The sequence below is a fragment of the Pseudomonas tolaasii NCPPB 2192 genome, from assembly GCF_002813445.1.
Classification (GTDB): Bacteria; Pseudomonadota; Gammaproteobacteria; order Pseudomonadales; family Pseudomonadaceae; genus Aquipseudomonas; species Aquipseudomonas tolaasii.
In genome coordinates this window covers 5688809-5706611 of record NZ_PHHD01000001.1, presented here as the reverse complement: position 1 = coordinate 5706611, position 17803 = coordinate 5688809, and the positions used below count along the sequence as shown (strand labels likewise).

Below are 17803 nucleotides of genomic sequence, written 5' to 3'. Positions count from 1 at the left end.
CTCGTTTGTGAGAGTTTTTTCTATCGATGATGATTGCCTCATGGGTTGCCAACCAATGAGGAAAAAAACAATGAAAGACTCTGTGCGCGGTATGTTGCTGGTTGCTTCTGATATTGCTCCCGAAGACCAACACGACTTCAACAAATGGTACGACCAGGAGCACGTCGAAGAGCGTGTAAGAATGCCCGGCGTTATCAGTGCAGCACGTTACATTGCAGTGGCGGGCGCTCCGCAGTACCTGGCGCTGTACTGGGCCGAATCGCTGGAAGTGTTCTCCGGCCCGGCATACACCCAGGCATTTATCCATCAGACGCCGTGGTCCCTGCAAACCCTGCCAAAGATGCGTTCACCCCTGCGCCGCATTGGCACCGTTCATGCCCATGCCGGTATGGGCAGCGGCGGTTGGGTTGGCACGTTGCCCCTGGCCGAAGGCGTGGATATCGAAAGTCTGGCCGCACGGTGCACGGCGCTGGCCGAACAACTGGCCGATGATATTTCTTTCGTGCAGTCCTACGTCATTCAGCCCGTCGATGCCTTGAGCAAGCCCTTGCCGCTTGAAGACCTCGCGGCACGCAAGATGCAGCCCTTGTTGATTATTGAAAGTCGCACCCACGAGTCGAACCAGTCGGCGATGGAACGTGCCGCCCAGTGGCTTGAAGTCGATATTTCGCGCAGCGCCCGCTATCAACTGGCCTGGAAACTGTCCGCCGCGGAGCTGCGTTGATGAGTGCGTCCACGGTCGCTATCGACCGGCTCGACTCCGATCAAACCGGTGTGCATGCCAGCGGCGCCGACATGCGCCGCCTGGCCGCGGCCAGCTCGATCGGCACCACCCTTGAGTGGTATGACTTTACGGTCTACAACCTGATGGCGGCGTTGGTGTTCAACGTCATTTTCTTTCCGTCGTTCGACCCGTTATCGGGCACGGTGATTGCCTTTTCGACCTACGCGGTCGGCTACCTTTCGCGGCCGTTGGGCGGCATCGTGTTCGGCAGCCTGGGCGATAAGCTCGGGCGCCGTTGGGTGCTGGTGGCCACGTTGATCCTGATGGGGGTGGTGACCGGTTTGATGGGCGTTTTGCCGACCTATGCCAGTTGGGGCATCTGGAGTCCGATCCTGCTGGTGGTGTTGCGTTTTTTCCAGGGCGCGGCGATTGGCGGCGAGTGGGCCGGTTCAGTGCTGCTGTCCATGGAGCACGGCAAGCCCCATCAGCGCGGGCGCAACGCCTCGTTCACCCAGGTCGGTCCGGCCTGCGGCACGCTGCTGGGTGCCGGGTTCATGGCCTTGATCACTTTCAGCATGACGCCCGAGAGCTTCCAGGAGTGGGGCTGGCGCATTCCGTTTCTGTCCAGTGTGTTGCTGGTGATCCTGGGGTGCTGGCTGCGCCGTGGCGTGGATGAAACGCCGGTGTTCAAGGCGATTGAAGAGAAGGATGCCAAGGTTGAAGCGCCCGTGCGGGATGTGTTCGTCGGCCATTGGCGGCGTTTGCTGCTGGCGGGCTGCGCGCGTATCGGCTCGGACATTGTCTACGCAATGCTGGTGGTGTTCAGCCTGGCCTATGTGACCAATGTGCTGCACCTGCCCAGGTCGCTGGCGCTGGGCGCTGCGATTGTCGGTGCGGCGTTTCATGCGGTGTGCGTGCCCTTGTTCGGCATGCTTTCGGACAAACTCGGGCGCCGTCCGGTGTATGCCGCTGGCGCCGTGTTTTCAGGGCTTTGGGTGTTCGTGTTTTTCAGGCTGATGGACACCGCTTCGACGCCGTTGATCTTCCTCGCCATGGTGGTCGGGATGATTTTCCAGGCGATGATGTTCGGCCCCCAGGCAGCCTTTGTCACCGAGCAATTTCCGACGCGGGTGCGTTATGCCGGTTCGTCGCTGGCCTACACCCTGGGCGGGATTCTCGGCGGCGGCACCGCACCGCTGATCATCACCGGGCTGTTCAAGGTGTTCGATTCGTCCATCGCCGTGAGCCTTTACGTGTGTGCCGGCCTGGCGATCACCTTGATCGCACTGGGTGTCGCCAGGGAAACCGCTCACAAACCCCTGCAAGAGTGATGCAAGCGCGAGCGGGCCACCGCTCGCTCGCCGCGTCGTCCTCTCAATCGCCGGCTGGATATTTTTCATGAACTCGCTCAACAACAACGCCTCGCCGGGTGTGCTTCCGGCTGTCCACAGCGCAGGCTCCAGCGCGCTGCTGGTGGATGTCGCCGATGGCCCGTTCAACCTGGAACAACAACGCAAACTCTGGGCTCTGGCGGCGCATCTGGACGCCGAGCCAGACAGCCTCGTCACCGAAGTGGTGGTGGGGGTGAACAACCTGCTGGTGCTGTTCGACCCGCTCAGGCATCACCCGCAGCAGGTGCAGGAACAGGTGCTGCAACGCTGGCTCACCCTGGGTGCCGGCAGTGCGCCCGGAAAAGATATCGACATTCCGGTGCTCTACGGCGGGCCCGGCGCGCTGGACCTGAAATGGTTGGCCGACAGCGCCGGTCTCGACATTGAGGAATGGGTGCAACGGCACAGCCGCGTGACGTATCAGGTGGCCTGTATCGGCTCCATGCCAGGCTTTGCTTACTTGGTCGGGCTACCCGCTGAACTGGCCCAACCACGGCGCAGCAACCCGCGCCCCAGCATCGCCAAAGGCTCGGTGATCATCGGCGGCGCGCAGGCCGGGGTCATGCCCTGTACCGCGCCGTCGGGCTGGCATGCGGTGGGTATCACCGACATCGAGTTGTTCGACGCCTGGCGTGAGCAGCCTTGCCTGTTGGTACCGGGTGACCGGGTGCGCTTTGTCGCCACGGGGATTCAAGCATGATCCGTATTCTTTCTTCGGGTGCGCTGAACCTGGTGCAGGACCTTGGCCGCCATGGCACGTTGAACCTGGGCGTAAGTCGCAGCGGTGCGATGGATCGGGAGGCCTTGAGCCTGGCCAACCTGCTGGTGGGCAACAGCGCGAATGCGGCGGGCATTGAGGTCAGCGTATTTCCGTTTCGCCTGCGCTTTGAAACCGACCGGGCGCTGGCCTGTACCGGTGCGCAGTGCCAGCTGACGCTGGACGGTTGTCGCGTGCCTGGCTGGTCAGCAGTGAATGCCAAAGCCGGTCAGACGCTGGTGATCCAGGCGCCCACACTCGGGGTTCGGGCGTATCTGGCGTTCAGCGGCGGGCTGGCGACGCCAGTGGTGATGGGCTCGCGCGCCACCGACCTCAAGGCCGGTTTTGGCGGCCACGAAGGCCGTGGATTGAAGCGCGATGACTGCCTGGACCTGCTTGAAGCTGACGCCTGCCCTGCCAATTCACGCGCCGTCGCGCCGTCACACCGCGCTGCGTTTTTCCGGGAATTGGCGAGCGGTTGCATCAGCGTTCGCGTGCTGCCGGCCGCCGAGCATGCACAGTTCAGCGCGCAGGCTTTGCAGGCGTTTTACCACATGTCTTTTCAGGTGACGCTGCAGTCGAACCGGGTCGGCTATCGCCTGGAGGGCCAGCCGTTGCTGCGCCGCGAACCTGTCGAATTGTTATCCCACGGCATCGCGCCCGGCACCGTGCAAGTGCCCCCCGATGGCCAGCCGATCATCCAGTTGGCCGAAGCCAATACCTGTGGCGGTTACCCGAAAATCGCCACGGTGCTGGAAACCGATCTGTGGCGCCTGGCCCAGGCGCCGGTTGGCTGTGCGATCAGATTCACAGCCGTCACCCCCGACGCCGCCGTCGACGAACACCGCCGCCATTGCCGTGCGCTTGCCACCCTGGCTGCACGCCTGCGTGGCCAGGCACACGATCTTCCACAGTGAGAACGCCAATGAATAACCAGACTCTGCAAATCGACCTCAACTCCGACATGGGCGAAGGCTTTGGCGCCTGGCGCATGGGTGACGATGAAGCCATCCTCGATATCGTCAGCTCTGCCAACGTGGCCTGCGGTTTTCATGCCGGTGACCCGGAGATCATGGCCCACACTTTCGCCCAGGCCAAAGCGCGGGGCGTCGCGGTGGGGGCACACCCGGGCTATCCGGACCTGTGGGGGTTCGGGCGCCGCATCATTCCGTTTTCCGCCGCAGAAATCGAACGCCTGGTGGCTTACCAGGTAGGCGCGGCGCTGGCGTTGTCGCGCTACGCAGGCCACCCGATCACCTACGTCAAGGCGCACGGCGCTCTGGGCAACCTCACGCAAACCGATGCCAGTGTCGCCACCGCGATTGCCAGGGCGGTGAAAGCAGTGGACCCCGAGCTGATCTGCGTGACCTTCGCCGGCGGGCTGCTGATTCCCATCGCCAACGACTTGGGGCTGCGTACCAGGGCCGAAGTGTTCGCCGACCGTGCTTACACCGAAGAGGGCCATCTGGTGCATCGCAAGGAGCCGGGGGCGGTGCTGCATGACGCGCAATTTGCCGCTCGGCGCATGTTGCGCATGGTGCAGGCAGGCGGCATCGAAACGGTCTCGGGACGGATGCTCCCCGTGCACATCGACACTATTTGCGTGCACAGCGACACCCCAGGCGCAATCAGCATGGCCGCACAAGTGCGTGCCACGCTGGAGCAGGCTGGCGTGGCCATCAAACCGTTTTGCTGAGGGAGGAGGCACCATGGACCAACAACTGCTCGATCAGTTGGTCACGCTGCTGCAAGGCTCGCCGTCGCTCACTGAAATAGACCACCGCCAAGGTGATGAGCGCATTCGTCTGAGCAAACAGGCTGGGCCCGGTTCACCCGTCATCCGGCCTGAGCTGCCAGTGGCAAACGAGCCCGCGCCGGTGGCAACGTCGGTATTGCCGATCAGTTCCAGCCTTGCCGGGTTGTTCTATCGCGGGCCTTCCCCGCAGGAGCCGGCGTTTGTGCAAGTGGGCGATATCGTCAGCGAAGGGCAGGCTCTGGGCATCGTCGAGGCCATGAAAATGCTCAACCTGATCGAAGCCGACCGCGCCGGACGTATTACCCGTATCTGCCTCGACGATGGCGCCGAAGTCAAACCGGGCACGCTGTTGTTTGAGCTGCAAGCACTGGGAGACACCGATGTTTGATTCCGTATTGATCGCCAACCGTGGCGAAATTGCCCTACGCATTCTGCGAGCCTGCCGCGCGCTGGGCATTCGTACCATTGCCGTGCATTCCCAGGCCGACGCCGGGTTGCGCCATGTAGCGCTGGCGGACCAGGCCCTGTGCATCGGGCCGGCTGCCGCCTCGGCGAGCTACCTGAATACGCGAGCGCTGCTCGAAGCCGCGCAGTTGACCGGTGCCGGCGCCATTCACCCCGGCTACGGTTTCATGTCCGAACGCGCCGACTTTGCCCAGGCCGTGGAGGAGGCCGGGCTGGTGTTCATCGGGCCTCCATCGGCGGCGATACGCCTGATGGGCGACAAGGTCAGTGCCAAGCGCGCCATGCGCGCCGCCGACGTGCCGTGCGTACCCGGCTCGGAGGGCGAGTTGCCGGACGACGCTGACGCCGTGGCGGCGATTGCGCGGGATGTTGGCTTCCCGTTGATCGTCAAGGCTTCCGGCGGCGGGGGCGGGCGTGGCATGCGCATCGTTCGCCACCCTGACGAGTTGGCGCAGGCGGTGTCGATGACGCGGGAAGAGGCCGTGCGCGCATTCGGCAACCCGAGCCTGTACATCGAAAAGTTTCTGGAGAACCCGCGCCACGTAGAGATCCAGGTGCTGGCCGACGCCCATGGCCATGCCGTGTGGCTGGGCGAGCGCGATTGTTCGATGCAGCGCCGTCATCAGAAGGTCATCGAGGAGTCGCCGGCGCCGGGCATTGACCCTGGCGTGATCGCCCGCATCGGCCAGCGCTGTGTTGCGGCGTGCCTGCAGATCGGCTATCGGGGGGCCGGGACTTTTGAGTTTCTGTATGAGGATGGCCAGTTTTACTTTATCGAAATGAACACGCGCATCCAGGTCGAGCACCCGGTCACCGAGTTGGTGACCGGCATTGATCTGGTGGTCGAGCAACTGCGCGTCGCGCGCGGCGAAGCGCTGTCTTTCACCCAGGAGGACATCGTGCTGCGCGGCCACGCAATGGAGTGCCGCATCAACACCGAGCACCCCTGGACCTTCCAACCCTCTCCGGGCACCGTCACCCAGTGGCTGGCGCCGGGGGGGCCGGGCGTGCGTGTGGAATCGCACCTCTACGCGGGCTACACCATTGCGCCGCATTACGACTCGCTGGCCGCCAAAGTGCTGACCCACGGCGATACCCGCGCCCAGGCCCTGGCACGCATGCGCGGTGCGCTGAGTGAAGTAATGCTCGAGGGTGTGGAGTCGAACCTGGCCTTGCATCGGCGGCTGATGGAGGAGCCGGGGTTTATCCGCGGCGGTTTTAATATCCACCATCTTGAACACCTGCTTGAGCAGGGGTTGGGTCCGGTGGAGGCGCAACCATGAAGATTGACGTGATTCAGGCGCTGGTGCGACGCCTTGAAAACACCGGCATCACCGAGTGCGAATACCAGGTGGGCGACGTCACGCTGGTGTTGAAATTCGCCGCATCAGCAAATGGCGTTGCGACGGCGCAGGCCGCCCAGGCGCTGCTGCAGGATGACACCCAGGTGGTGGTCACGGCGCCTCGCGCCGGGTATTTCCATGCGGCGCATCCGCTGGAAAACACCGTGCTGGCCGCGCCGGGAGACGCGGTCGGTAAAGGCCAGACCCTGGGGTTCATTGCGATTGGGGAGTTGTTGGACCCGGTGATCGCGCCCACCAAGGGCACGTTGATCGAACAGCAGATTCTCGATGGCACGTTGGTCGGCTATGGCACCCCCTTGTTCCATTTGAAAGTGCCAGGCCGCTAGACACCTTTGTAACACCCAGGAACGCCGGTGCCACCGCGCCGGCGTTCCGCTCTGCCGATTAACAATAACAGTCATAAATAGATCGATGAGGAGCGCCCGCATGGTAACTGCGAAATGGCCGTGGGCTACGGCTGCGTTGAGTTTGATGGTGACCGGGCAACCGGCGTATGCAGATTTTACGGGTGACAGCCACGCCACTCTGGACCTGCGTAATTTGTATTTTGACCGCGACTTCCGCCAACCCGGTGGCAATACCGCCAACGGGCACAGCCAGGCGCGGGAATGGGGGCAGGGTGCGACCTTGCAGGTTCAATCAGGCTACACCGACGGAACCGTCGGTTTCGGTCTGGACAGCATTGCGATGCTGGGCCTGAAGCTGGACTCCGGCGACGGGCGCGCCGGCTCGGGGTTATTCCCTTCACGTACAGACGGTTCCTCCGTGGACGAGTACAGCAAGATCGGTTTTACCGCCAAGGCCAGGGTCTCCAAAACCGTGATCAAGGCCGGTGCCTTGCTGTTTCGCAACACGGTGCTGCAGGCGCAGGACTCGCGCCTGCTGGGGCAGTTTTTCCGCGGGGCGATGGTCGAATCCCGCGAGCTCGACAACCTGTCGGTCCAGGCTGCGCGCATCACCAGCCTGGTGGCTCAGGACTCGACCAACTGGGACAAACTGAGCAGCCGGTTTGGCGGTGTCAGCGATCACTTCGTGTTGGCCGGCGGCGATTATTCGTTCGGTCCGACGTCCACCGTCGGGTTGCATTACGGCAAGCTTGAAGGGATCTACCAGCAAGCCATTTTCAATTATGGCGGGGCCCTGGATTTGACTGACAACCAGGCCTTGAAGGTGGACCTGCGCCTGGCCAAGAGCGAGGAAGACGGGCATTTTCGCCCCATCGACAACAAAGCTGTGGGCGTGCTGACCAGCTACAAGTTCGGTGCACAGACATTCGGCGTGGGTTACCAGAAAATGATCGGTGACGACGCTTATCCCTTTGTCACCAACACCGACCCCTACCTGGTTAACTTCATCCAGGTGCTGCAGTTCTCCAACGCCGGCGAGCGCTCCTGGCAAGTGCGTTATGACTTCGACCTGGCGGCGTGGGGCATTCCCGGTTTGTCGTTCATGACCCGCTATGTCACCGGTGATCAGATCAAGCAGCCCGGCGTGCAGGATGCACGCGAGTGGGAGCGCAACACCGACCTGGCCTACGTAGTCCAGAGCGGTGCGGCAAAGAGTCTGGAGTTGAAGTGGCGCAACGCAACCGTGCGAACAAACTTCGGCAATGACCTGGACGAAAACCGGCTGATCGTCAGTTACCCGATGCGCCTGTTCTGACTCCGGCAAGTGCCCGGCGCTCTGCACGCCCTCGGTGTGCGGGGCGCCGGATTGTTGAATGGCTTTTGTTCGGCCACACTCAAGCCCTTCAGCATTCCATACCGGAGACACCATGAACACCCGCTTTATCGAAGCGTTTCTTCAGGTGGCCAGGCTCAAAAGTTTTCGCGCTGCCGCCGATCAGCTCCACCTGACCCAAGCGGCGATCTCCAATCGCATCGCTTCGCTGGAAGACGAAATCGGCATGCGCCTGTTCGACCGTGACACCCGCGAACTCAAATTGACTGCCGTCGGCACGCGCCTGATCGACTATGCCGAGCGCATGCTCGATCTGGAGCAGGAAATCCGCTTGCTGGGTCGCCCGGAATCCGAACTGCTCGGCCTGGTGCGCATCGGCGCGATCGACAGCGTGGTGCACACCTGGCTGATTGATTTTCTCAAGGTGCTGCAATCGACCTACCCCGGTATCGAGGTGCAATTCACCTCGGAAACCAGCGCCGGGGTCTATAAGGCTTTGTGCGACGGCGTGATCGATATTGCCTTGCAAACCCACCCGCTGGACGGCGAGGGCATCACCAATATTCCTTGCCTGTCGATCGCCACGGGCTGGATTGCCGCCAACGACACGCACATCGATCCCGAACACCCGCTGCTGGACCTGCTGCGCCTGCCCACCATCACCATGAGCCTCGGCTCCCAGCCCCACCACGCGCTACGCGAGTTGTACCGGCGCACCGGTATCCCTGCCGGTAAAAGCCACCACATGAGTTCTATCTCGGCGATCCTGCAGTTGGTCCAATCGGGCTTCGGCAATGCCCTGGTGCCCCTGGCACCGGTACGTGCCGCCATCGAGGCGGGGCTGGTCAAACGCGTCGACTGTAAGGTCGCGCTACCCCAGCAACCCCTGGTGGTGAGCTACACCGAGGCGCACTCCAGCGAAGCGATCCGCATCGTGGCTGAACTGGCCTGCCGCGAGTGCGACCGTTATGTCCGCGCGCTCCCGGCGTTCTACGGTGCAGACTGAGTTCGCTGGGTTGCCCCCTGGGCCTTGACTGTCGGCCACATACCGCCGAAATACGCCGCTGCGGCACACGTTGCAGCGGCGACGACCAAGGCAAGCGCCACGATGGCAAACAGCCCGGTAGTGGTCACGCCGAATGCGCTGACCGCCAGCCAGCCGCCACCGGCGGCGATGACCAGCCGGATGGCACCGGCAAAGAAAATCCAGCCCATTCGCCCGGTGCCCTGGGCGGCGAAGCTGAGTGCGAAGATCACCCCATTGGCCGCATAGAAAGGCGCGACGATGTGGAAATACAACGAGCCGGTCTCTGTGACGGCGCTGTCATGGGAAAACAACCCGATCCACAGCCAGGGCAGCAGCGCGACGAGCAGGCCGACCGTCTCGGTGAACACCACGCTGACGAGGGTCCCGAGCCAGGCGATTTTTTTCGCTCGCTCGATCTGACCGGCGCCCACGTTGGTGCCGACCATGGTCAGTACGGCGGTCCCAAGCCCGAACAAAATCGGTACCAGCACGTAGTCCAGGCGCGAGGCGGTGCCGTAGCCGCCAATCGCCTCCACACCGAAGCGGCCGACGGCGGCGGTGACCAGCAAGACCATCAAGTTCAACTGGAGGGTGTTGGCGGCGGCGGGCAGGCCCACCGCCAGAATGTCCCGGAACAACGCCAGGCGCAGGCGACCGCGAGACAGGCGCAACCCGGATTGCCCACTGGCCATGTAGCGCAGCATCACAATGGCCGCGCCGCAGTAGTACAGCGTGACCGCAATACCGGCGCCGGCCACGCCGAAGCCCTGAAACGGCCCCAGGCCGAAGATCAGCAGCGGCGACAGCGGGATCAGCACGGCCACGCCGGCAAAGGTAATCCGCGCCGGCACCCGCACATTGCCAATGGCGCGCAGCACGGCGGATAACAGGTTGACCACCCAGATCGGTACGGCGGCCAGGAAGATAAAACCCGAATAGACGAGGGCCGAGTGCAGGGCCTCGCCCGTGCCCCCCAATGCCCGATACAGCGGGCCACCCAGGCCAATCACCAGCACCGAAAACAGCAGGCCGAAGGCCACGGCCGTCACCAGTGTGTGCAGCACGAGCGCGTTCGCATCCTCATGACGACCGGCGCCGGTGGCCCGGGCGACGGCTGACGCAACGCCGCCACCAATGCCGCCGGCAGACATCATCGTCATCAGCATCCACACCGGAAACACCAGCGCGACACCGATCAGGGCGTCGGCGCCCAGGCGCGATACGTAAAAGGTCTCGGCCACGTTCACCAGTGTCTGGGCGACGAGTACACCGATGGTGGGTAATGCCAACGCCATCATCGTGGCAAAAATGGGCCCGTGCAGCATGGCTTCACGGGCTCGCAGCTTGGCGGCTGCCTGTGCCTGGGAAGGCGCATTGAGAGGGGGGGCATCCTGAAGGGTAGTCATGGTGATCGCCTGTAAAACGTGACGTTAGTTGATCGACAGAACGCTTTCGACCCGCTGGGCAAGTGCGAGCAGCCTGCGGTCGCTGCCTGCCGGCGCATCCAGTTCCAGCCCGATCGGCAGGCCTTGGTTGGACAGCCCTGCGGGAAGGCTGATGCCGGGCAGGCCCAACAGGCTCGCCACCGCCGTGTGATTGGCCAGGACCAATTGATCGACCTCGCGGCCTGCCACGATGAACCGGGATTGCTGTGAGATCAGCGGGGCGGTGCAGGGGGTTGTCGGCTGCAGGATCGCTTGCACGCCGCGGGCCACGAAGACCTGATCCAGCCGCCGCTGAATCTCGGGCCGGTTGACGTTCAAAATCGCCTGGTAGGTGTCGGCGGAAATGGCGCCTGCACCGTGCGGTACGACCATATAGCTCCAGGCGTCGCGCAACTCGGGTTTGAGCCGTTCGAGGATCGTTTCGAACCGGGTGGGCACCTGGTGAAATCGCAGGAACTCAGTGACTGCGCCCTGGGTTTCGTGAAAGAAAATCCCCCAGGCCGCCGATTGCGAAAGGGCGGCAAAATCCTCACCCAGGTCCACTTCCACAAGCTCGGCACCGGTGTCTTTCAGCTGCCGCAGCACCTCGCGAAAACGCGCCTCGACCTGTGCATCGACCCCCTCGAGAAACTGGCGCGGTGCATAGGCCAGCCGCACACCCTTGAGGTCATGTTCTGTCTGCAAGGCGTCACCGGTGACCACCTGATCGATGAGCGCGCAATCGGCGACACTGCGAGCAAGCACACCCGTGGTGTCCAGGGTGTGGGAAACCGGCGCCACACCGTCGCGCGGCCAGCGCCCGGTGGTCGGTTTGAACCCGACCACGCCGCAGAGCGCGGCGGGTACCCGAATGGAGCCAATGGTGTCACCGCCCAACGATGCCGGAACAATGCCCGCCGCCACGGACGCGGCCGAGCCGCTGGAAGAGCCGCCGGTGACCCGGTCCGGCGCATGGGGGTTTTTGGCCTGGCCGTAGTGTGCATTGTTGCCCGTGAGGCCGAACGACATTTCCACCAGGTTGTTCTTGCCAAACACCAGCGCGCCGGCTTCTTTCAGCGCACTCACGGCGCCCGCGTCCTGTTCGGGTACAAAGTCAGCCAGGTGTTCCAGGCCGAGGCTGGTGGCCAGGCCTTTGGTCAGGTAGCTGTCTTTCACCCCAATCGGTACGCCCAGCAGTGGCAGGGTCGAACCGGCTGCTCGCGCGCTGTCCGCCTCTCTTGCGCTGGCGAGCACGGCGGCTTCGTCGATGCGGATGAAGGTGTTCAGGTCAGCGCTGTTGCGCGACTGTTGCAACAGCGCGCTCGCATAGGCTTCGGCCGTTATCTCGCCGGTGAGGATGGCGCGCGCGGCGTCGGCGACACCCAGTGAAACAAGGGGGGATTGGGTGGATGCAGGTGTATTCATACAGTTTTCTCTCGATTCAAAGGGCACCCGAATGCATCACCTGTGGCGAGCCCGCTCGCCACAGGGGTGGTGGGGGGCTTCTGTCAGGAAACAGGCCGCAGGTAAATGCCATTGCTCAGGTTCTGCTTGATGGCCTGGGCTGTGCCGTCGGCCAGCACTTCGGTTTCGTTGTTTTCGATGCCGCTCAATACGCGCGCTACAACCTCATCGGCATCCGCCTTCGGCACGCCTTCCAGCCCGCGCGTCATATCGGTATCGACGAACGCCACATGCACACCCACCACCAGGGTGCCCTGGCTCGCCAGTTGCAGGCGCAGGCCGTTGGTCAGCGACCACACCGCGGCTTTACTCGCCGAATAGGTAATGGTGTTGGGCAAGTTGACCCAGCTCAGGGCCGAATGCATGTTGACCACCGCGCCACCGCCATTGGCCGCCAGAATCGGTGCGAAGGCCAGGCTGGTGGCCAGTGGGCCGATGGCGTTGGTTTCCAGTTCCAGGCGCAGTGTGTCGATATCGATGTTGCCCGCGGAGGCGCCGTTGCGCCCGTTGATACCGGCATTATTGATCAGCAGGTTGACGTCGTTGGCAGAGGCGATGGCCGCCCGGATATCTTCCGGTTTGGTCACATCCAGCTTCAGCGGCACCACGCCGGGGGCGGCCTCGATGCTGCCAATATCACGGGCGGCTGCGTAAACCTTTTTGGCGCCGGCATTCAGCAGGGCTTTGACATAGGCTTTGCCCAAACCACGGTTTGCGCCGGTAACCAGCGCGATGGAATCTTTGATCTGCATGGTGTTTCTCCTGCCCGAGGGCATTGGTGGATGCGTTAAGTGATTGAAGTGGAGCTGGTTTTTGGGGGCTTGATCTTGAACCAGATCGAATACATGGCCGGCAGAAACACCAGCGTCATCAGCGTGCCGCCAAAGGTGCCGCCGATCAGGGTGTAAGCCAGGGTTCCCCAGAACACCGAGTGGGTCAGCGGAATGAAAGCCAGAATGGCCGCCACGGCGGTCAGCAGGACCGGCCGGGCGCGTTGCACAGTGGCTTCCACCACTGCATCGAAGGGCGCCAGCCCGTCCTTCTGATTGTTGTGAATCTGCCCGATCAGAATCAGCGTGTTGCGCATCAAAATGCCGGACAGCGCCACCAGGCCCACCAGCGCGTTAATGCCGAAAGGCTGCTGGAACAGCAACAGGGTGGGCACCACGCCAATCAGGCCGAGCGGGCTGGTCGCGAACACCATCACCATGGCGGCCATGGAGCGCACCTGGAAAATAATGATGAGCAGGGTCAGTGCAATCATGATCGGGAACAGCGGCGCCATGGCCTGGGAGGCCTTGCCGGATTCCTCGATGGCGCCGGCTTGCTCGATCCGGTAACCGGCAGGCAACTGGTCGATAAGCGGTTGCAGCTGGCTGAAAACAGCCACCGAGACGTCCGGCGGCTGCAAGCCTTCGGCAATGTCGCCGCGCACCGTGATGGTGGGCGTGCGGTCGCGACGCCGCAGCACGGGGGCCTCCATGCGCACCTCCACCGTGCCGATCTGGGACAGCGGCACACGTTGTCCGGCGGAGCCCGTCAGCGTGAAGCCGGCGATCCGTGCCGGGTCAAGCCGGGTGTCGCCTGCCGAGCGCGCCATGATTTGCACCGAGCGGATGTCCTCGCGCACGGCCGTCAGGGGCACGCCCGTCAGCAGGAACTGCAATTGCAGGGCGACTGAATTGGAGGTCAGGCCCACGGCCTGGAGCCGGTCCTGGTCAAGCGTGAAGTGCAGCGCGGGCACCTGGGGGCCCCAGTCGGTGTTGACCGTGCGCATCAGTGGGCTGGCGCGCAGAATCGCTTCGGCCTGAGCGGCAATCGCACGCAGTTTCTGCGGGTCGGGCCCCATCACGCGGTAGGCCACGGGGAAGGGCGAATAAGGGCCGAACACCAGTTGGGTCACCCGCACGCGCGCTTCGGAGGCCAGACCGTCAGCCGCCGCCTGGCGCAGTTTGAGTTTGAGCGCGTCACGTTCTTCCTCGCTGCCCGTGAGCACCACCACCTTGGCGAACGAGGGGTCAGGCAGTTCCGGCGCCATTGCCAGGTAAAAACGCGGCGCGCCCTGGCCAATATAGGACGTGACGATTTTTGCCTCGGGCTGCTGCTTCAACCAGTCTTCGATTTTCACGGTGGCGGCAGCGGTCTGCTCAATCGACGTTCCGTAGGGCATCTGCACTTCGACCAGCACCTCGGGGCGGTCGGAAGTGGGGAAGAACTGTTTTTTGACCTGCCCCATGCCCACAACCGCCAGCACGAATAACCCCACCACAGCGCCGGCGACCCACCATTTTCTGGCGATGATGCGCGCCAGCACCCGGCGGAACCGGTTGTAGTTGCGGGTGTTGTAAAGGGCCGTGTGGCCGCCTTCCACCTGCTTGATGTCCGGCAGCATCTTCACCCCGAGGTAGGGCGTGAACACCACCGCCACCACCCAGGACGTGACGAGGGCAATGCCGACGATCCAGAACATGTTGCTGGTGTATTCGCCCGCCGTTGAGTGGGCAAAGCCGTTGGGCATGAAACCGATGGCGGTGACCAGCGTGCCGGCCAGCATCGGCGCGGCGGTGTGGCTCCAGGCGTAGGCCGATGCTTTGAGGCGGCTGTAGCCTTCTTCCATCTTCACCACCATCATTTCAATGGCGATGATGGCGTCGTCCACCAACAGGCCCAGCGCCAGAATCAGCGAGCCCAGGGTGATGCGGTCAAAACTTTTGCCGGTGGCTGCCATGACCACGAACACGGCGGCAAGGGTCAGCGGAACGGCCGCCGCCACGACGATGCCGACCCGCCAGCCCATGCTGATGAAGCACACCACCATCACCACAAACAGTGCGACAAAGAACTTGACCATGAACTCATCGACCGCCGCGTGGATGTTGGCGGATTGGTCAGTGACTTTGCTCAGGGTCATGCCCAGGGGCAGGTTGGCGCTGATCTTTGCGGTCTCGGCATCCAGCGCCTTGCCCAGGTCCAGCCCGTTCCAGCCTTCGCGCATCACCACGCCGAGCAACAGCGCGGGCTCACCGTTATTACGCACCTGAAACGTCGCCGGGTCTTCGTAGCCGCGCTCGACTGTCGCCAGGTCCGACAGCTTCAGCGTGCGGCCTTTGACGATGACCGGGGTGTCACGGATTTTTTCCAGTTTGTCGAACGCGCCGTCCAGGCGCAGGAACACCTGTGGCCCTCGGGTTTCGATGGAGCCGGCGGGGGTCAGCACGTTCTGGCTGTTGAGTGCGGCGAAGATGTCCTGCGGCGCGATGCCCAATGTGGCCAGGCGATCATGTGAAAACGACACGAAAATACGTTCGGCCTGCTCACCGATGATGTTGATTTTTTTGACGCCTGGCACATGCAGCAATTGCTGGCGCAAGGCTTCCGCGTCGCGCACCAGCAGGCGTTGCGGCTCACCTTTGGCCTTCAGGGCAAACAGCGCAAAGGTGACGTCCGAATATTCGTCATTGAGCACCGGGGCCATGACGCCGGGCGGCAGGTTTTTGGCCTCGTCGCCCAGTTTCTTGCGTGCCTGATAAAACTCTCCTTCCACCTCGGACGGCGGCGTGCTGTCGAGCAGGTAAATCACGGTGAAGGCCAGGCCCGGGCGCGTGTAGGTTTCAGCGCGGTCATACCAGCGCAGCTCCTGCAGGCGTTTCTCCAGGGGCTCGGCGACCTGGTCCTGCATTTCCTGGGCGGTCGCACCGGGCCAGGCGGTGATCACGGTCATCTGCTTGACGGTGAAGGGCGGGTCTTCGGCGCGCCCCAGTTTGAGGAAGGCCAGCGCGCCGGCGACGGAAATCAACACGATCAGAAACAGCGTGATGGAACGCTCGCGCACCGCCAGCGCCGAGAGGTTGAAACGCCCCGGCTTCATGGCTGAGCTCCAGCGACCGCATCCGAACCGGGCAGCCTAACCGGCTCGCCTTCATGCAGCAGATGGGCACCGAGGGAAACCACCTGTTCGTCGGGTTTGAGGTCAGCCTTGATCCTGGCGCTGTCGTCACCCAGAGCCAGCACGTGCACGGGGCGCCATGTCACCTTCGCCGGCGAGCCCTCGACCACCCACACACCCGCGCCAGTGCCCGGATCGAACAACGCGCCGATCGGCACTTGCAGGGTTTGCGAGGCGGTGGTGTCGCCCAGGATGTCGAGGGATACGGTCGCGCCCAGCGGCGCATTGGCGAGCGTACCTTCAAGCACGTACCTGGCTTCGAAGGTGCGTGTGGCACGGTCAGCCGCATCGGAAAGCTGGCGCAGTGTGGCCGGCAAGGCGGTCTGCGTGCTGCCATACAAGCGGGCCTGCGCCACCGAGCCGATAGCCGGGCGCAGGGTTTCCGGCAGGTTGACGATGACTTCGCGTTGCCCGGCCCGGGCCAGCAGTACCACCGGCTGGCCGGCGCTGACCACTTGCCCGGGCTCGGCCAGTGTGTCCACCACCACCCCGTCGACATCGGCCAACAGCACGGCATAACCCGAGGCGTTGTTGGCGACGTTGGCCTGGGCTTGCGCGGCGCTGAGCTGCGCCCTGGCGGAGTCGGCAGCCGCTTTTATGCGGTCGTAGGCCGAGGCCGATACGGCGCCGGCAGCGACCAGTTCGCGGTAACGCGCTTCATCGTCGGCGGTTTGCCGGGCGCTGGAGCGCGCGGCGGTGACGGCTTCTTGCTGGGCACGTGCCTGCAATTGCAGGTCGATCGGGTCCAGGCGCATGAGGGGTTGCCCGCGCTTGACGGTCTGCCCGGTATCCACCAGCCGTTCCAGCACCTTGCCGGACACACGAAAGCCCAGGTCACTCTGGACGCGGGCGGCAACGGTGCCGGTGAATGAGCGTGAGGCGGCCGAGGCGGGCTGAACGGTGCCGACCCTGACCAGCGGCGGGTCGATTCGCGGGTCAGCGGGGTGGCGTTCGTCGCTGCAGGCTGCCAGCGCAAGCGGCAGCACACAGAGGGTCAACGAGGTTAATTTTCGCGCAAGCATGGGATCGCTTTCCTAGGGAGCAGGATCCACAGCTTATACTTGTGACCAATTTAGTCAATGGTCACTAAAATGAAAATCAGGGGGCGAGGCTTCGCAATATCAAACTGGAGAGTTGCAGGGTGGCTTCCTCGGCATTGTCGAGGTTGTATTGCAGCAGCAGGGGCGTGACGTAGGGGCGCATGGTCAGGTAAATCACGTTGCTGACTTCGTCCAGCGGGGTTTTGCGTTCGAACTCGCCGGCTTCACGGCCTTCGCGGATGGTTTGGGCGATCAGGTTGCGGATATGCGCCTCATAAGCGACCGAGGACGGCCAGGCTTCACCTGCCGACGTGGCGGCAATGTCGTAGAGCTTGCGGTCATGAAAGAACAAGTCGCGGCTGGCGTCCACGAGGGCCTTGAACATCCGGCGCAGCCTTTCGGAGGCTGAGGGCGCGTCGGAAATGGCGTCGTCGACGATGCGTTTGATCATGTCCAGGCGATTTGAACAGATGACTTCGCCAATCGCTTGCTTGGAGTCAAAGAACTTGTAGATGTAGGCCTTGGAGAAACCGATGGCCTTGGCCAGGTCGGATACCGTGGTTTTTTCGTAACCGTAAAGGCCGAAATGCTGGCTGGCAGCCTCGACGATCTGGACGCTGACGTCGTGATCCGAGGGGCCGCGAGGCGGTGTTGGGGCGGGGAGGGATGTCTTGGTCATGGCGGTTAGGCTACCCCCAATGACCTGTGTTGACAACGAGTGACCATATCGTAATATGGTCACTCGTTTGCCCACTGTGCAGGATA

The 17803-nt window shown here is 63.2% G+C and carries 16 protein-coding genes; 10 read left to right on the top strand and 6 right to left on the bottom strand.

Annotated features, from left to right (window positions below; translation table 11 throughout):
• The first annotated feature begins 70 nt into the window (after positions 1 to 70).
• From ATI14_RS25940 to ATI14_RS25895, 10 genes are all read left to right on the top strand, one after another.
• Positions 71 to 724 carry a DUF4286 family protein gene (locus tag ATI14_RS25940; RefSeq protein ID WP_016969379.1) on the top strand — a complete coding sequence of 218 codons (654 nt, stop codon included), beginning with the start codon at positions 71 to 73 and terminating at the stop codon, positions 722 to 724.
• Positions 724 to 2055, top strand: coding sequence for an MFS transporter (locus ATI14_RS25935; RefSeq protein ID WP_016969378.1), 1332 nt, complete (start codon positions 724 to 726; stop codon positions 2053 to 2055). The genes ATI14_RS25940 and ATI14_RS25935 overlap by 1 nt, the downstream gene beginning before the upstream one ends.
• 67 nt (positions 2056 to 2122) lie before the next feature.
• Positions 2123 to 2815 carry a 5-oxoprolinase subunit PxpB gene (gene pxpB / locus ATI14_RS25930; RefSeq protein WP_016969377.1) on the top strand — a complete coding sequence of 231 codons (693 nt, stop codon included), beginning with the start codon at positions 2123 to 2125 and terminating at the stop codon, positions 2813 to 2815.
• The gene (locus ATI14_RS25925; RefSeq protein WP_016969376.1) at positions 2812 to 3789 is read left to right on the top strand and encodes a 5-oxoprolinase subunit C family protein; all 978 of its coding nucleotides are present in this window, start codon (positions 2812 to 2814) and stop codon (positions 3787 to 3789) included. Before pxpB ends, ATI14_RS25925 begins: the two co-directional genes overlap by 4 nt.
• 8 nt (positions 3790 to 3797) lie before the next feature.
• Positions 3798 to 4568 carry a LamB/YcsF family protein gene (locus tag ATI14_RS25920; protein ID WP_016969375.1) on the top strand — a complete coding sequence of 257 codons (771 nt, stop codon included), beginning with the start codon at positions 3798 to 3800 and terminating at the stop codon, positions 4566 to 4568.
• Between the two features lie 13 nt (positions 4569 to 4581).
• On the top strand, positions 4582 to 5016 hold the full coding sequence (locus ATI14_RS25915) for an acetyl-CoA carboxylase biotin carboxyl carrier protein (RefSeq protein WP_016969374.1): 435 nt from the start codon (positions 4582 to 4584) through the stop codon (positions 5014 to 5016).
• Positions 5009 to 6376, top strand: a complete 1368-nt coding sequence (gene accC, locus ATI14_RS25910) for an acetyl-CoA carboxylase biotin carboxylase subunit (protein WP_080520070.1) — start codon at positions 5009 to 5011, stop codon at positions 6374 to 6376. The genes ATI14_RS25915 and accC overlap by 8 nt, the downstream gene beginning before the upstream one ends.
• Positions 6373 to 6783, top strand: coding sequence for an acetyl-CoA carboxylase biotin carboxyl carrier protein (locus ATI14_RS25905; protein WP_016969373.1), 411 nt, complete (start codon positions 6373 to 6375; stop codon positions 6781 to 6783). The genes accC and ATI14_RS25905 overlap by 4 nt, the downstream gene beginning before the upstream one ends.
• Before the next feature lie 100 nt (positions 6784 to 6883).
• Positions 6884 to 8119 (top strand): OprD family porin, encoded by a 1236-nt coding sequence (locus ATI14_RS25900; protein WP_016969372.1) that lies wholly within the window; start codon positions 6884 to 6886, stop codon positions 8117 to 8119.
• Between the two features lie 112 nt (positions 8120 to 8231).
• Positions 8232 to 9143: a LysR family transcriptional regulator gene (locus ATI14_RS25895; protein ID WP_016969371.1), complete on the top strand. Its 912-nt coding sequence runs from the start codon at positions 8232 to 8234 to the stop codon at positions 9141 to 9143.
• Here ATI14_RS25895 and ATI14_RS25890 read toward each other — a convergent pair.
• From ATI14_RS25890 to ATI14_RS25865, 6 genes are all read right to left on the bottom strand, one after another.
• Positions 9128 to 10570 carry an MATE family efflux transporter gene (locus tag ATI14_RS25890; protein WP_016969370.1) on the bottom strand — a complete coding sequence of 481 codons (1443 nt, stop codon included), beginning with the start codon at positions 10568 to 10570 and terminating at the stop codon, positions 9128 to 9130. The two genes, ATI14_RS25895 and ATI14_RS25890, sit on opposite strands and share 16 nt — an antisense overlap.
• A gap of 24 nt (positions 10571 to 10594) precedes the next feature.
• Positions 10595 to 12013, bottom strand: coding sequence for an amidase family protein (locus tag ATI14_RS25885; protein WP_080520071.1), 1419 nt, complete (start codon positions 12011 to 12013; stop codon positions 10595 to 10597).
• A gap of 83 nt (positions 12014 to 12096) precedes the next feature.
• Positions 12097 to 12804: an SDR family oxidoreductase gene (locus ATI14_RS25880; protein WP_016969368.1), complete on the bottom strand. Its 708-nt coding sequence runs from the start codon at positions 12802 to 12804 to the stop codon at positions 12097 to 12099.
• 35 nt (positions 12805 to 12839) lie between these two features.
• On the bottom strand, positions 12840 to 15920 hold the full coding sequence (locus ATI14_RS25875) for an efflux RND transporter permease subunit (protein WP_080520072.1): 3081 nt from the start codon (positions 15918 to 15920) through the stop codon (positions 12840 to 12842).
• On the bottom strand, positions 15917 to 17020 hold the full coding sequence (locus tag ATI14_RS25870) for an efflux RND transporter periplasmic adaptor subunit (protein ID WP_080520073.1): 1104 nt from the start codon (positions 17018 to 17020) through the stop codon (positions 15917 to 15919). The genes ATI14_RS25875 and ATI14_RS25870 overlap by 4 nt, the downstream gene beginning before the upstream one ends.
• A 76-nt stretch (positions 17021 to 17096) precedes the next feature.
• Entirely contained in the window at positions 17097 to 17717 is a 621-nt protein-coding gene (locus tag ATI14_RS25865) for a TetR/AcrR family transcriptional regulator (RefSeq protein ID WP_016969922.1), read from the bottom strand.
• Between the last annotated feature and the right edge of the window lie 86 nt (positions 17718 to 17803).

Coding starts and splice junctions, on each gene's coding strand:
- ATI14_RS25895 (WP_016969371.1), top strand. CDS start 8,232: ATGAACACCCGCTTTATCGAAGCGTTTCTTCAGGTGGCCAGGCTCAAA.
- ATI14_RS25935 (WP_016969378.1), top strand. CDS start 724: ATGAGTGCGTCCACGGTCGCTATCGACCGGCTCGACTCCGATCAAACC.
- ATI14_RS25905 (WP_016969373.1), top strand. CDS start 6,373: ATGAAGATTGACGTGATTCAGGCGCTGGTGCGACGCCTTGAAAACACC.
- accC (WP_080520070.1), top strand. CDS start 5,009: ATGTTTGATTCCGTATTGATCGCCAACCGTGGCGAAATTGCCCTACGC.
- ATI14_RS25940 (WP_016969379.1), top strand. CDS start 71: ATGAAAGACTCTGTGCGCGGTATGTTGCTGGTTGCTTCTGATATTGCT.
- ATI14_RS25900 (WP_016969372.1), top strand. CDS start 6,884: ATGGTAACTGCGAAATGGCCGTGGGCTACGGCTGCGTTGAGTTTGATG.
- ATI14_RS25890 (WP_016969370.1), bottom strand. CDS start 10,570: ATGACTACCCTTCAGGATGCCCCCCCTCTCAATGCGCCTTCCCAGGCA.
- ATI14_RS25920 (WP_016969375.1), top strand. CDS start 3,798: ATGAATAACCAGACTCTGCAAATCGACCTCAACTCCGACATGGGCGAA.
- ATI14_RS25880 (WP_016969368.1), bottom strand. CDS start 12,804: ATGCAGATCAAAGATTCCATCGCGCTGGTTACCGGCGCAAACCGTGGT.
- pxpB (WP_016969377.1), top strand. CDS start 2,123: ATGAACTCGCTCAACAACAACGCCTCGCCGGGTGTGCTTCCGGCTGTC.
- ATI14_RS25915 (WP_016969374.1), top strand. CDS start 4,582: ATGGACCAACAACTGCTCGATCAGTTGGTCACGCTGCTGCAAGGCTCG.
- ATI14_RS25925 (WP_016969376.1), top strand. CDS start 2,812: ATGATCCGTATTCTTTCTTCGGGTGCGCTGAACCTGGTGCAGGACCTT.
- ATI14_RS25865 (WP_016969922.1), bottom strand. CDS start 17,717: ATGACCAAGACATCCCTCCCCGCCCCAACACCGCCTCGCGGCCCCTCG.
- ATI14_RS25885 (WP_080520071.1), bottom strand. CDS start 12,013: ATGAATACACCTGCATCCACCCAATCCCCCCTTGTTTCACTGGGTGTC.
- ATI14_RS25875 (WP_080520072.1), bottom strand. CDS start 15,920: ATGAAGCCGGGGCGTTTCAACCTCTCGGCGCTGGCGGTGCGCGAGCGT.
- ATI14_RS25870 (WP_080520073.1), bottom strand. CDS start 17,020: ATGCTTGCGCGAAAATTAACCTCGTTGACCCTCTGTGTGCTGCCGCTT.